The sequence below is a fragment of the Aestuariibaculum sp. YM273 genome, assembly GCF_030908365.1.
Taxonomy (GTDB): Bacteria; Bacteroidota; Bacteroidia; order Flavobacteriales; family Flavobacteriaceae; genus Aestuariibaculum; species Aestuariibaculum marinum.
Genome location: NZ_CP133090.1, coordinates 1,173,943 through 1,188,627, shown reverse-complemented (window position 1 = coordinate 1,188,627; position 14,685 = coordinate 1,173,943). Strand labels below are relative to the sequence as shown.

Sequence of the window (14,685 nt, the reverse complement as noted above, 5' to 3'; positions counted from 1 at the left end):
AAAAGGTTTGTATGTTTAAAAAGCTCATAGTATTTATATCTTTTATCATTCCGTTTTGTTTTTATGCTCAGGATTTTTCAGCATCATGGCAAGGGCATTTTTCATATTATAATATCAAGGAAGTTGCTCAAGGAAATAACAAAGTTTATGCCGCATCCGAAAATGCTATTTTTAGTCTAGATCCAGATACCAATCAGTTAGATCAAATTACGACGATTAATGGTTTGTCTGGAGAAACAATTTCTACAATTTACTATAGTGAAACCTATGAACTTTTGGTGGTTGGATATGAAAATGGCTTAATGGAGATTGTTTTTGATAATGATGATAACGTATTAACGATAGTTGATATTATTGATAAACCAACCATTCCACCAACAAGCAAGCGAATTAATCATTTTAATAGTTACGATAATTTAATTTATATATCCACCAATTATGGTATTTCGGTTTTTGATTTAGCACGTTTAGAGTTTGGAGACACCTATTTTATAGGAGATGGAGGAACTCAGATTCAGGTTAACCAAACGACAGTGTATCAGGATTATATTTATGCAGCTTGTTCTGGAGGAAATGGATTAAGACGAGCATTAAATACAAATACGAATCTAATAGATTTTAGTAATTGGCAAACAATTACTTCCGGTAATTTTACAGGAGTAGAATCGCAGTTAGATAACTTATATGCCGTAAGATCTGATAAAAGACTTTTTAAAGTTGAGAATAGTGTTTTAACTGAAATGTTTCTTTATGCAGATCAACCATTAGATTTAAGAGTAGTAAATGATAATTTAATTGTCACAACTAAGAATAATGTTTTTGTTTATGACTCTGTCTTTAGTCTTTTATCACAGGCGATTATAGATACCAATAATTTTTCAACAGAGTTTACTTCAGCAACAATAGATTCTGATTTTATTTATTCGGGAACTAAGAATTTTGGGGTTCTAAAAACTGAATTGTTAAATCCGGTAGCTTTTGAGGAAATACACCCAGAAGGACCTTTATTAAATACTCCTTTTTCCTTACAGGCCACACCGAATGGGGTTTGGGTTGTTTATGGAGAATATGATTTGTTTTATAATCCTTATACTAATGGAGGACCACATGGGAGAGGGATTAGTCATTTAAATAGAGAAGCATGGATTAATACACCTTATAGTGAAGTTTTGGGAGCGAGATCTTTAAATTATATAGCTATTAATCCTTTTAAAGATAGTCAGGTATTTATTAGTTCTTTTTTCAATGGGTTGTTAGAAATAACCGATGAGATTCCCTCTTTTTTATATAACGAAACTAACAGTGGTTTAGAGTCATTAGTGTTACCTAATAATCCAAATTATATTGATGTTAGGGTAGGAGCAATTAGTTTTGATGATCAAGGAGTTTTATGGACAACCTCAGGTATAGTAGACAAGCAACTAAAATCTTTTGATGCTAGTAATAATAAATGGACATCTTATAGTCTTAATGAAATTATTGGAGGAGCCATGGAAAATAATGGATTTAAGGATATAATTGTTGATAGTAATGGGACAAAATGGATGACTGCAGGTTTTTCATTTGGTGTAATAGCTTTTAATGAAAATGGAGGGAATCCATTGGTTAAAGGGATTTATTCTGAAGAGCAAAATATGCCTATTACATTTGCTTCTGCTATTGCTTTAGATAGGCGTAACCAATTATGGATAGGGACTTATAGAGGTTTACGCGTATTATACAACACATCTAATGTTTTTGATAATGGAAATATTGAAGTAGATGAAATTATAATAGAAGAGGGTGGTGTTGCTAAAGAATTACTATATCAGCAATATATAACAGATATTAAAGTAGATGGATCTAATAACAAATGGATTGGAACTAGTGATTCTGGACTATTTTATTTATCATCAGATGGACAGCAAACCATTTATCATTTTACAACCGATAATTCCCCTTTACCATCAAACAGCATTCGGGATATTTCTATTGACGATGTTAACGGGATTGTATATATCGCTACTACCCGGGGCTTAGTGTCGTTTCAATCGGGAAGTTCAGGTGCTCTTGAAACTTTAGAGAATGCCTATGCGTATCCTAATCCGGTTAGGCCAGGTTTTGATATTGTAGAAAAGAAAATTAAGATAAAAGACATTTCAGAAAATGTTAATATTAAAATTACCGATATAGAAGGTAATTTAGTAGCTGAAGGGCAATCAAGAACGAACCAGCGTTATAGTGGATATAATTTAGAAATCGACGGAGGTACGGCTTACTGGAATGGTAAAAACTTAGCTAATAATGTTGTCGCTTCGGGAGTGTATTTGGTTATGCTATCTGATTTAGATTCTTATGAAACGAAAGTGCTTAAAATAATGGTTGTACGATAATGTTAGTTACCACAAATGCTATTGTTCTTTCTAAATTAAAATATAAGGATAACGATCTCATCGTTACCTGTTATACTCAAGAATTAGGCGTTGTTGGTTTTTTGCTGAAAGGGGTTTTAAAAAGTAAAAAATCGAGTAATAAGGCAGCGTACTTTCAGTTGTTATCTCAATTACAATTAATTATAAATTATAATAGTAATCGCTCATTACAACTTGTTAAAGAATCTAAACCTATTAATGTCTATTCTAGTTTACATACTAATATTTTAAAGAGTTCAATTGTAATGTTTTTGGCGGAAGTAATGTATTCGTCATTACGAGAGGAAGAACAAAATGAAACCCTTTATCGTTACTTGGAAGCTGCTTTATTATGGTTAGATGAACAACCTGATTTTTCGAATTTTCATTTATTGTTCCTGCTAAATCTAACAAAATATCTCGGTTTTTACCCTGATACATCTAGTATCGATTTTCCGTATTTCAATTTAGTTGATGGAATGTTCGATTTAAAAGAATATGGCAAGCATTCTGTATCGGGTGAAAGTTTAAGGTTGCTAAAAGAGCTTTTAGGGATGTCGTTCGACGATTTGTCATCTGTAAAAATTAATGGAAAACACCGGCAGTCCTTCTTAAATATGCTATTACAGTATTACGAATTGCATTTAGAGAGTTTTAGAAAACCAAAGTCTCTTGAAATATTAAATCAGGTCTTTAGTTAACGAAAATTCACTAAAGGTAGAATTACTATTTTAGTGCCAAAATGCAGCAATCTAAAAAAACATACACGGTAGAGGAGGCAAAGCGAAAGTTAGAACATTATTGCGCTTATCAGGAACGTTGTCATCAGGAAGTCGTTCAGAAACTCACTCAAATGCATATGATTCCTGAAGCGATTGATTTGATTGTGGTGCATTTGCTTCAGCATAATTTCCTTAATGAATCCCGTTTTGCTAAACAGTTTGCCAGTGGGAAATTTAAAATAAAGCACTGGGGAAAGAATCGAATTTCATTCGAACTCAAGAAAAAAGATATTAGTAAAATAAATATTCAGGATGCGTTAAATGAAATTGAAGAAGAAGAGTATTTGGAGTTATTTAATGCAATAGCAGAGAAAAGAGTGCAAAGTATTAAAGAAAGCAATATTTATAAAAAGAAAAAGAAGTTCGCGGATTACTTTTTATATCGGGGCTGGGAATCTTATCTGGTTTATGAGAAAGCTAACGAATTGATAAAATAAAAAAGGGTTAAGTTTCAACTTAACCCTTTTTTATAAAATTATATTGAATTTCAATTATAAGCTAAAAGACATACCAAAGCTTATTGTAAACTGATTGTGAATTTCCTCAGCAGGTGTTAAATCTTCAGTTTTATACTTTGCTAAAGGGGTATTTAATTCAGAGTAAACTCCAAAACCGTCAGTAAAGAAATAACGAGCGCCTAAATGACCTCCAAAATTTTTAAGACTTAGATTTAAACCTGGATATAAATCGAAGTTTTCATCAATATTAATTACGTTACCTAAGTTCGCATTAAAACGTCCTTTAATATCAAAACGGTCACCAAAATTAGCATCGATATCTTCATTAATCCCTAAGGCATAAGCCGATGAAAAACCAATAGAGATATTATCGCCAAGACCATAATCGTAAGTAATGTTGATACTCGTGGCGTTATCTTGTAGGTTAACACCAACTTGAAATTTATTATCGTTTACACCGTTGTAAGCCTGTGCATCTGCAAACGAAAAGCTAAGAACGGCAACAGCTAATAAAATTAATTTTTTCATAATTTGAATTTAGTATTTTTTGGTAAACAAATATATTATAACTTTTACAAAACGCCGTATTTATTTACAAAGCTTTGTGAGTTTTAACAATCGCACGGGTGTTTTTCCAGTCAATCCATTTCTGGCCACCTAAACGGCGCATAACATTGTCGAAACTACGCATGAAAACAAGATTTGAAACTGCTTTGCTGAAGTTTTTAGGGTTTCTGGCAATGGCTCTTAAGCTCATCGAAAAACCTGGTGTTACATAACGCATATAATGCCAGTAACCCTCAGGCATATATAAGACTTCGCCGTGATTTAATTCTGTTTGAAAGCCTTTTGCTTTTTTAAGCATAGGCCATTTTTTAAAATCCGGATTATTAAAATTGATATCTTCCCTAGTAATTAAAGAATATGGAATTTTATACAGATATTTATTTTGTTTCTGGTCGAACAGGATAATCTGTTTTTTTCCTTCAAAATGAAAATGAAAAATGTTAGCCAAATCAATGTCGTAATGCATAAACGTGTACGAATCACGCCCACCAAAAAACAACATAGGGATACCTTTCATTAGGCGTAAGCCAAAATCGGGAAAGGTGAAATCGTCTTGTAATTGCGGAATTTCCTTGATAGCATTCCATAAAAATATGCGGAATTTGGTGGGTTCCCGTTTTAGTAAATCAATATAATCGCCAAGTTTCATTTTGGCATGCGGCTCATTAAAACCATCTTTATAATCCACAGGGCGGTCATCATACAATGGAATGGTAATATTGCCTCCCAGTTCCTTCATATAATCTAAACTCCATTTTGTGTAAGCCGGCCAGTCTTCTATAAAACGCTCAATAACCACAGGTTGTTGCGGTATAAAATAATTCTTTATAAAATCCTCTTTGGTAATGGTTTTTACTCGAGGAATGTCTTGTAAGTTTAGCGACAAGTTGATAACAATTTAGTGTCGCAAAGTTAAGAAAAGGTTATCACTTGTAAAATAGAAATTGAGCCGTTTCCTATTTAGTCATATTTCGCTAACTATTTTAAGATTTAGCTTTTTCTTTTGCTGATTCATTCCGTTGAATGGTATGTTCAGGTCGACTCCATTTAGGTTTTTCTCCCAAGCTTTCGTATTTTGAATCTTTAGCTTCCACAGTTTGTGGTTGCCTCTTTTTTATAAAAGGCCTTTGGGTATTTAATCCGAGAAGTTTAAATAATTCCATATCTTCATTCACATCCGGATTAGGTGTGGTTAAAAGCTTATCGCCAGCGAAAATGGAATTCGCCCCGGCAAAGAAGCACAAGGCTTGTCCTTCTTGCGACATTTGTGTTCGACCAGCACTCAAGCGTACTTGTGTTTCAGGCATAACAATACGCGTTGTGGCCACCATGCGAACCATATCCCATATAGAAACAGGCTTTTGGTTTTCTAAAGGTGTGCCTTCAACAGCGACTAAAGCATTAATAGGTACCGATTCTGGTTGCGGATTTAAAGTGGATAAAGCGACTAACATACCTGCGCGGTCTTCCTCAGTTTCACCCATACCTATAATACCACCGCTGCAAACTGTAACATTAGTTTTTCTAACATTATCGATGGTTTTCAGGCGGTCTTCAAAACCTCGCGTAGAAATTACTTCTTTATAATATTCTTCAGAAGAATCTAAGTTGTGGTTATAAGCATATAAACCAGCTTCTGCTAAACGCTTCGCCTGATTTTCGGTAAGCATTCCTAAAGTACAGCACACTTCCATGCCAAGCTTATTAATAGTGCGAACCATTTCTAAAACCTGATCAAATTCTGGACCATCTTTAACATTACGCCAGGCGGCTCCCATACAAACACGGGAGCTACCAGACGCTTTGGCACGTAAAGTCTGAGCCTTTACCTGCGTAACGGACATTAAATCGTTGCCTTCAATATTAGTATGATAGCGTGCGGCTTGGGGACAATACCCGCAATCTTCTGGACAGCCACCTGTTTTAATAGACAGTAAGGTGCTTACCTGAACGGTATTAGGGTTATGGTGCAAACGATGTACAGTAGCTGCTTCGTAAAGCAACTCCATTACAGGTTTGTTGTAAATATTCTGAATTTCTTCCTTTGTCCAGTTGTGCCTTGTCACTGTCATAACTATTTATTTAAAGTGGTAACGTAAACCAAATAACACATTGCTTGGAGGCATTGGCACAATACCGGTTTCGATATAATCTGCATCGAAAATGTTGTTAGCCGTGATGCTTAATTCAACTTGATTGAAATGGAAGATCGCTGAAGCATCTAGTACGTTATAACTTAATCCCTGAGTACGTTCAGCGTATTTATAAATCACATTAAAGTTGATGCTTTTTGTAATACGCGTGCTTAAACGTGATGTGAAATGATGCTTTAACGAGTTGATGGAATATCGAGAAAAATCAAGGTTGATGTCTTCAATTTTATCTTCCATGAAGGTGTACCCAACCGATAAATTTTGCTTTAAGTTGTTAACTGTAAAATTGTAAGAGGTATTAACTTCAAATCCTTTCGTTTTAGAATCTCTAATGTTTTGTGCCATAAAAGGATCGTCGGCATTCGCTTTTACGTAATCAATTAAGTTTTCTGCATCCTTATAGAACAATGCAAACGAGGCATTAAATCTTGAAGAGAAAAATTTACCTCCAACTTCTCCAGAAAGTGCCTCTTCTGGTTCCAAGTTTTCGTTTCCAATACTTGCCGGGTCGCTGTAATATAAATCGGTGTAAGTCGGCACGCGGTAAGTGTATCCTACATTACCGTAAGCTCTAAAGTTTTCAGAGATTTTATATCCTAAATCTACACCAGGGAACGCATGAAATTTAAAATCTGAAAAGTAAGTCACGGCTACACCAGGCGTAATATCCAGATTCTCTAATTTAAAGCGATGCTCTAAGAATGCTGTAGTCATGAAACGTTCGCGGTCACCTAATGTATTACTCGTCATATAAATTTGTGAGACATCAATACCTAAGCCAGTAACTCCAAGATTTGAAGTATAAGACGTATTAATTTCAGCGCCTACTTTATTGCTAATGTGTAAGTTTCTATAAAAACTAGGTTCGTTACGTCTTAGCAAGAACATATCCTGGTTACGTTTCCAGTATAGTCTTGGTTTTATTTTTAGTTTAGATGTTTTAAATGCTGTGGAAATACCAATTAAGCTATTCTGAGTTTCTTCATATTCATGAAAGGTTTCATTATTTGTGTAGAAGTTTTCAGCACCAAATTTTCTCTCGAAAAATGTGGCAAGCATTTCTATTGGAAGTGCATTTTTGTTAAATACACTTTTTAAGAAATAGTTAGAATTATCGTAATCTGAATTTGTTCTGTAGCCATCAGACGATAATTTTCCCATGTGTGCAATATGGGAGGAGTTTTCTAAGTCAGATCCCACAGTTACCGATCCGTTTAACTGATTAAAAGAGCCCGTTTCAAGATTTGCCGAAACACTATTGTTTAGTTGGTTTTTAGTTACAATGTTTATCGCTCCGGCAAACGCATTTTGTCCAAATGCTCTCGCTGCAGGCCCTTTTATAATTTCAATACGTTCAATAACTTCAATGGGTAAAGCGGCATTCATGGTGTGGTGACCGGTTTGTGCATCGTCCATTTTTATGCCGTCAATAAGCAATAAGGTTTGGTCGAAACTACCACCACGAATGTATAAATCGGCCTGGCTTCCACCAGTACCACGTTTTCTAATGTCAACACCTGCAACTTGTTGTAGTAAATCTGCGACATTAGTAGCAGCACTATTTTTTATGTCTTCAGAAGTTATAATATTTATGGTTCTTGAGTTTTCTTTAAAGGGTAAATCGATACGCGTTGAAGTAATGGTAACTTCCTGTAACGAATCCATTTTTACAGGTTCATTTTGTGCCTTAGCGAAAAAAGAATAAAGCAATACAAATGAAATGAGAGTCAGTTTGTTTTTCATGATTAAGTTTAAAATTAAAAACAGTGCAAAAGTCGTAACTTAGCGGACTATTAAAATAGTCCAGTTTGAAAACACTAAATAGTCCGGTTGAAAGTCTTTTTGAAAAACTTGTTTCATTCGATAAGTCCTTAGCGAAACCCATTTTTATGCAGGTTGCTGAACAAATTATTAATTTAATTCAGCGTGGTTATTTATTAAAGGGAACATTGTTACCCGGAACTCGAGGTTTGAGTCAGTTGTTAAAAGTTCACAGAAACACGGCAGTTGCCATTTACGATGAGTTGGCTTCCCAAGGTTGGGTTGAGATTTTACCCAATAGAGGGACCTTTGTTTTGGTACCTGAACAACGAACGGCTAAGATTACTGCATCTGCACAGCAAATCGATCAGGCATATGCGTATTCGAAAACCACCGGGTTTCCGTTTCAAACTTCTTTACATTTGGCATCTACTACCCAAATCACTACTGCAAAATATAGTCTTACCAATGGAAAACCTGATTTACGATTGCATCCTATTCACCAGTTTTCTAAATGGTATAGTGCGGTTATGAAGCGAAAAACGCTCATTAACAAGTGGAATCGAGTAGGAAAGAATACACATTCTATCTTCCAGCATCAGTTGTGTAATTATTTAAACGCGACCCGAGGGTTTCATATTAAACCTGATAATATCATTAATACGCGCAGTACTGAAATGAGTTTGTATATCGTTTCACAGCTGCTCATAAAACCGAAAGATTTGGTGTTGGTAGGACAGTTGAGTAATTATGAATCGAATATGATTTTTCAGGAAGTAGGGGCGACTATTAAAACCATTCCGGTAGATAATGAAGGACTTGACATTGATTATATTGAAACGCATTTTGTAAAGGGTAGTATTCGCTGTGTGTATGTTTGTGCGCAACGTGATTACCCTACCACGAGTACCCTAAGTGCAGAACGCCGTTTAAAGTTACTGCATTTGGCAAAAGATTATGGGTTTGCTATTATTGAAGACGATTACGATTACGATTTTCAATACGAAGGATCGGCTATGTTGCCCATGGCAAGTGCTGATGCTAATGGTATGGTGATTTATCTCGGGAAGTTGGGGCAGTCGTTATTTCCAAGTTTTCAAACAGGGTTTGTAGTGGCTCCGGAAAACCTGATTTTGGAAGCTAAAAACTACTTACAGCTATTGGATAAACAAGGTGATTTAATTCAGGAGCAAATGTTGGCGGAATTAATTCATGAGGGCGAAATTTCTCGGCTTATTAAAAAGAATATTTTGGTTTATAAAGAACGACGTGATGTTTTATGTGAGCAATTAAAAAAGTATTTTGGTGATAAAATCCATTTTGAAACACCTACTGGAGGACTGGCATTGTGGTTGCAATTTGAGCCTAAAATCTCTTTAGTAAAACTCGCTGAAGAAGCTGAAAAACTAGATTTATTCATTCCTAAAACCATTTTGTATCAGGATAAAAATACCTGTGCTATTCGTCTGGGATTTGGACAGTTAAATGAAGAAGAGATTGAAGTTGTTATTAGGAAATTAAAGCAAGCTCATGATGAGGTAATGTTAAAATAAAAGCCCCATTAAGTTAATAATGAGGCTTTTATTAGAGTGAATAATATTATTCTTCATTAGCAGAAGCTTCTTCAATATCTGAATTACCTTTAGTTTCTGGTTTTATTTCAACATCTTTCCCTTTTAAATATTCAGGTAATTGCATGCCGGCCATATTAAACATGTCTTGTAATGGCGGTACCGATTTGTACATGCCAGAAAGGAAATTTGCCGTAGACGATTTACCGTCTTTACTCGTACTACCATTATCCCAAACCGTAACTTTATCAATCTTAATGTTTTTAATGGCTTCAGATTGTAGTTTAACCAGCTCAGGAAGTTTGTCGGCAATTAATAATAACACAGCATCTCTGGAGTTGTTTCCGGCAGCTTTAACAATTTCATCAAGACCGGCGGCTTGCTTGGTTAAGACTTCGTAAATACCTTGTGCTTCGGCTTGCGCTTTAAATAAAATCGCATCGGCTTCTCCTCTGGCGCGTCTTCTAATACGTTCAGCTTCTGCTTCAGCATCAATTTCTACTTTCTTTTTATCAATTTCAGCAGGGACGATAACATCGGCCATTTGTGAAGAACGCTCACGTTCTGCTCTGGCAGTTTCGGCTTCTTGTTCTGCGGCGTAAGCCTCTTCTAATGCTTTTGCACTTTGTACTTTTTCTGAAGCGATAGCCACACGTTCTGCTTCTGCTTCACGCTGACGACGAAGAGAGTCGGAATTGGCAACCGCAATTTTAGCGGTATTTTCACCTTCTACAGCCTGTGCATTGGCGGCAGCAACCTGAGTTCTTTCGTCTTGAACAGCGTTAGCTTCACCAATAGAACCATCTCTGTTTTTCTCAGCAACCGATTTACGAGCGGCATTAATAGCGTGTGCGGCAGCTTCTTTACCTAATGCTTCGATATACCCGGACTCGTCTACAATATCGGTAATGTTTACGTTAATGAGTTTTAAACCTACTTTTTTAAGTTCCGACTCGACACTTTGCGAAATGTTGGTAAGGAATTTATCTCTATCAGAATTGATTTCTTCAATATCCATCGAGGCCACAACTAAACGTAACTGACCGAATATAATTTCTTTAGCTAACTCTTGAACATCGTTCATCGATAAACCTAACAAACGTTCAGCGGCATTTTGCATAATGCCAGGTTCGGTAGATACTCCAATGGTGAATCTTGAAGGCACATTAACACGGATGTTTTGTTTAGACAGGGCATTAACCAGATTCACCTCAATAGAAATAGGTGTTAAATCTAGAAATTCGTAATCCTGAATGACAGGAAAAATAAAGGCTGCACCTCCATGAATACATTTGGCCGATTGCCCGCCGCCTACTTTACCATAAACCACCAAAATGCGATCGGAAGGACAGCGTTTATAGCGGCGAATAAGCACGATAAAAAATACAAAAATGAACATAATGGCTGCGATAACAGCCACTGGAAGCCCGAAACTAAAGGCGTCCTGAGTGATAAGTGTTAGCATTAAATTAGTTATTAAGTTGTTCTACAATTAAAATTCCGTTATCGGTAACATCTTTTACTTTTATTACAGTTCCCGACTTCAAGTTAGTTTTTGCATCGGTTAAAGCTTCAAGTTCTCTGAGTGCACCCTGAATGCGAACATGAGCTTTTCCAATAGAAGAGCGGTTAGCACCAATAGTCAGGTAGACCTCACCAACAGCGCCAATGGCATTTTTAAAATCTAATGTACCGCTATGGCTTAGTTTTCTCATATAATAAAACATGGCCGCCATAATAGCCATCATTAATAAACCTGCACCAAGTGAAATGATTACGGTAAGCGGTTTTGATAGGCCACTATCTATACAAGCAATACCGCTCCACCCGAATATGGTAAAGAACCCGACCAAGTTTTTAAAGGTGATAAACTGAAATCCGATACCGGTATCGGCTTCTATTTCGGCATCTGTTTCAAGTTCAAGTCCATCAGAATCGCCGCCAATAAAGGTTAGCGCCATGATGATTATAAAAACAACTGAAGCAATTAGGGCAATACCCCAGTAAATCTGAGGAAAGAGCTCTAAGCTGTAAAACCATTCGGTCATAATTAAAAGATTTAAATTTTATGATATCAATATAAAACCTTTTTACGGTTTTATATTACTCTTTCGAAAGTAAAATCAACATCAATTTCGTTAAATTCCTATTTGTTAAATTAAAATGTTATTAATGAGTTTAATAGGCAATTACGAAATGAAGTTTTCTTACCTATATGTAGTTTGAATCTAACATTTGTTACAGTGAAGGTGATTATTTTCAATTTTTATGGAAATTGTCGGTGATTCAAAAATGTTATATTAGTCCTCTAAAATTTCGTTATGTATAGAATTCTTTTTTCATTCCTTTTAATTTTCAGTAGTTCCACGATTATAGCTCAAGTAGCTTCAACCTATACCATTTCTTTTGAAAATTCGGCACACCATGAAGCAGTTGTTGAAGCTGTTTTTACCGATTTAAAAGACAAAACTGTTGAGTTTAGAATGAGCAGAACCTCGCCAGGGCGTTATGCTTTGCATGAATTTATGAAAAATGTTTACGATGTAAAAGTGACCGATGGTAAAGGAAAGGAATTAAAAACCTTAAGACCTGATCCGTATTCCTGGACGGTTTCAGGACATGATGGCACGATAAAAGTAAACTATGTTTTATTCGCTAATCGAGGAGGAGGCACCTATTCTCAAATAGATGATACGCATGCGCATTTAAACATGCCGGCAACTTTTATGTATGCGCCCAGTTTAGAGGAAAAACCTATGGAGGTTACTTTTAATGTGCGTGAAGACTTAAACTGGAAAGTCGCAACGCAATTAAAACATGTTGAAGGAAACACGTATTATGCTGAAAACTTGCAGTATTTTATGGATAGTCCAACCGAAGTGAGCAATTTTAGCAAGCGTTCCTTTCAGGTAAACGGACAAACCATAAGCTTTGTGTTGCATCATAACGGTACCGAAGCGGAATTGGATGAATATTTTAACCGCGTTAAGAATATTGTTTTGGAGGAGGAGCAGGTGTATGGCGAATTGCCGAAGTTCGATTACGGTGAGTATACTTTTTTGGTGTGTTATATTCCTAATGCCTCAGGCGATGGTATGGAGCACAGAAATTCAACTATTGTTACCAGTACGCGAAGTTTGGCCAACGGAGGAATGGATTCTAATTTAGGAACCGTGGCTCACGAGTTTTTTCATTGCTGGAATGTGGAGCGTATACGTCCCGATGCATTAGAACCGTTTGATTTTGAAGAAGCGAATATGAGTGGTGAGCTTTGGTTTGCCGAAGGGTTTACCAGTTATTACACAACATTAACCTTATGCCGAGCAGGTTTAATCAGTGAGGAGCAATATGTAAAAGGCATTACAGGAACGTTCAATTATGTTTGGAATTCCCCAGCGCGACAGTTTTTTAACCCGATTGAAATGAGTTATCAGGCGCCTTTTGTAGATGCCGCTCGTTCGGTAGATCCTGTTAATAGAGACAATACATTTATTTCATATTATTCATACGGAAATATGCTTGGCCTGGCTTTAGACTTGTCGTTGCGTAAAAACGGATTGAATCTCGACGACTATATGAAACTGGTATGGAACAAATTTGGAAAACAGGAAAAACCATATACTGTTGAAGACTTACATAATACCTTAAATGAGTATGCCGGAGAAACTTTTGGCTCTCACTTTTTTAAGAATTATATCTACAAAAGTGATATGCCTGAAATGAAGGGTTTATTAAGTTCTGTAGGTGTGATTTTAACTCAGGAGTTAGACAAAGCTGCATTTGGAGTTTCTGTAAACGACGAAGGTTTTATTTCAAAAAACACCATTATCGGAACAGCAGCCTATAACGCTGGACTGGAAGAAGGTGATAAAATTTTAAAGGTAAACGAAACAGGTTTTACTTCTGCTAAGGATTTCAATGCTTTAATAGCCAGTTTAAAACCAAACGATAGTATTCAAATTGAATATGAACGATTTGGTGTTCCGAAGCAAATAAATGTGACTTTACAACCAAATACGGCATATAGGTTGAACCTGTTTGAAGCAAATAACCAAAAGTTGAATACTAAACAAAAAGTAGCAAGAAAGGCATGGCTGTCTTCTAAACAGCGTTAGAAATATCTCTTTTTCAATAAATTATTATTGTTTTTCAATAATTTAATTATATTTGTTATTGTTAAACGATAATAACATTTACTATGACAAAGAATGTTTTGCTTAATATTACCATTGCGATATGTAATATTTTAAGAGGCTTTTTAGTTTTCTCTTTTTTAGGATTAACAATTTTGTTCATTTATTTACAATTCGATAAAAGTCTGTTTGATAAAGGAACATTTAATTTTGAAATCAACTCTGGAGGCTATAGTTTGGTAAGTAAATGGAAAGATAATTCCGTAGAGGATTATAGTCAGATTTTTAAACTTAGTAAAATTAAGACGACTTCACTTTACATAATATATTTAAAGCTTACAGGAATTTTAGTTGTTTTGTTTTTATGTGTAAAAGAATTTTTAAAAGTTATTAAATCGGTAAAACAAGTTGAAACATTTGGTTTGGGGAATGTAAAATCATTTAGGAGATTGGGCGTATTCATTTTAATATATGCTTTTTTAACGAGCTATTATTATATTGGTTTTGAGCAAGGCGGAATAAGTAAAATTTCTATTTCATTTGTTCCTCTTTTTTTTAGTGCTGATTTCGTTTGTAATGGCCGAAATATTTAAGGAAGGTGTTTTGTTAAAACAAGAAAACGACTTAACCATATAACCATGTCTATAGTTGTAAATTTAGATGTTGTGCTGGCGCAGCGTAAAATAAAGAGTAAAGATTTGGCTGAAATTATTGGAATTACCGAGGCGAATCTTTCTATTTTAAAATCGGGTAAAGCAAAGGCTATTCGTTTTTCAACATTAGAAGCCATTTGCAAAGCTTTAGAATGTCAGCCAAGTGATATTCTGGAATATGTTGAAGATTAAATTTGTACTTTTGAATTCATCGAAT

General features: G+C 35.4%; 14 protein-coding genes. 8 read left to right on the top strand and 6 right to left on the bottom strand.

Annotated elements, in window-relative coordinates; all coding sequences use genetic code 11:
- Positions 1-11: 11 nt before the first annotated feature.
- From RBH94_RS04980 to RBH94_RS04970, 3 genes are read left to right on the top strand one after another with little or no spacing between them, the layout of a single operon-like run.
- The gene (locus RBH94_RS04980) at positions 12-2,372 is read left to right on the top strand and encodes an ABC transporter substrate-binding protein (protein ID WP_307882641.1); all 2,361 of its coding nucleotides are present in this window, start codon (positions 12-14) and stop codon (positions 2,370-2,372) included.
- Positions 2,372-3,091, top strand: coding sequence for a DNA repair protein RecO (recO, locus tag RBH94_RS04975; protein ID WP_307882640.1), 720 nt, complete (start codon positions 2,372-2,374; stop codon positions 3,089-3,091). The genes RBH94_RS04980 and recO overlap by 1 nt, the downstream gene beginning before the upstream one ends.
- Positions 3,092-3,132: 41 nt before the next feature.
- Entirely contained in the window at positions 3,133-3,609 is a 477-nt protein-coding gene (locus tag RBH94_RS04970) for a regulatory protein RecX (RefSeq protein ID WP_307882639.1), read from the top strand.
- 54 nt (positions 3,610-3,663) lie between these two features.
- Here the strand turns inward: RBH94_RS04970 and RBH94_RS04965 are convergent, their stop codons facing one another.
- The 4 genes from RBH94_RS04965 to RBH94_RS04950 form a co-directional block, all read right to left on the bottom strand.
- Positions 3,664-4,158: a DUF6646 family protein gene (locus RBH94_RS04965; protein ID WP_307882638.1), complete on the bottom strand. Its 495-nt coding sequence runs from the start codon at positions 4,156-4,158 to the stop codon at positions 3,664-3,666.
- 64 nt (positions 4,159-4,222) lie between these two features.
- Complete coding sequence (locus tag RBH94_RS04960) at positions 4,223-5,083, bottom strand: cupin-like domain-containing protein (RefSeq protein WP_307882637.1); 861 nt, start codon at positions 5,081-5,083, stop codon at positions 4,223-4,225.
- A 97-nt stretch (positions 5,084-5,180) separates the two neighbouring features.
- A complete protein-coding gene (bioB, locus tag RBH94_RS04955; RefSeq protein ID WP_307882636.1) occupies positions 5,181-6,269 on the bottom strand; it encodes a biotin synthase BioB in 1,089 nt (362 codons plus the stop codon).
- Positions 6,270-6,275: 6 nt separating this feature from the next.
- Positions 6,276-8,093 carry a TonB-dependent siderophore receptor gene (locus RBH94_RS04950; protein ID WP_307882635.1) on the bottom strand — a complete coding sequence of 606 codons (1,818 nt, stop codon included), beginning with the start codon at positions 8,091-8,093 and terminating at the stop codon, positions 6,276-6,278.
- Positions 8,094-8,158: 65 nt separating this feature from the next.
- Here RBH94_RS04950 and RBH94_RS04945 point away from each other — a divergent pair, with 65 nt between their 5' ends.
- Positions 8,159-9,664 carry a PLP-dependent aminotransferase family protein gene (locus RBH94_RS04945; protein ID WP_307882634.1) on the top strand — a complete coding sequence of 502 codons (1,506 nt, stop codon included), beginning with the start codon at positions 8,159-8,161 and terminating at the stop codon, positions 9,662-9,664.
- A 46-nt stretch (positions 9,665-9,710) separates the two neighbouring features.
- Here RBH94_RS04945 and RBH94_RS04940 read toward each other — a convergent pair whose 3' ends face one another.
- Positions 9,711-11,147 carry a flotillin family protein gene (locus RBH94_RS04940; RefSeq protein WP_307882633.1) on the bottom strand — a complete coding sequence of 479 codons (1,437 nt, stop codon included), beginning with the start codon at positions 11,145-11,147 and terminating at the stop codon, positions 9,711-9,713.
- Positions 11,148-11,151: 4 nt separating this feature from the next.
- Complete coding sequence (locus RBH94_RS04935; protein WP_307882632.1) at positions 11,152-11,730, bottom strand: hypothetical protein; 579 nt, start codon at positions 11,728-11,730, stop codon at positions 11,152-11,154.
- A gap of 273 nt (positions 11,731-12,003) precedes the next feature.
- On the opposite strand from RBH94_RS04935, the gene RBH94_RS04930 reads away from it, so the two are divergent.
- The 4 genes from RBH94_RS04930 to RBH94_RS04920 all read left to right on the top strand — a co-directional run bounded on the left by RBH94_RS04930 (position 12,004) and on the right by RBH94_RS04920 (position 14,660).
- Complete coding sequence (locus RBH94_RS04930; protein ID WP_307882631.1) at positions 12,004-13,797, top strand: M61 family metallopeptidase; 1,794 nt, start codon at positions 12,004-12,006, stop codon at positions 13,795-13,797.
- Between the two features lie 98 nt (positions 13,798-13,895).
- The gene (locus RBH94_RS04925) at positions 13,896-14,408 is read left to right on the top strand and encodes a hypothetical protein (RefSeq protein WP_307882630.1); all 513 of its coding nucleotides are present in this window, start codon (positions 13,896-13,898) and stop codon (positions 14,406-14,408) included.
- Entirely contained in the window at positions 14,392-14,451 is a 60-nt protein-coding gene (locus tag RBH94_RS16070; protein ID WP_374047736.1) for a hypothetical protein, read from the top strand. The genes RBH94_RS04925 and RBH94_RS16070 overlap by 17 nt, the downstream gene beginning before the upstream one ends.
- 2 nt (positions 14,452-14,453) lie before the next feature.
- The gene (locus RBH94_RS04920; RefSeq protein ID WP_188222800.1) at positions 14,454-14,660 is read left to right on the top strand and encodes a helix-turn-helix transcriptional regulator; all 207 of its coding nucleotides are present in this window, start codon (positions 14,454-14,456) and stop codon (positions 14,658-14,660) included.
- Positions 14,661-14,685 lie beyond the last annotated feature (25 nt).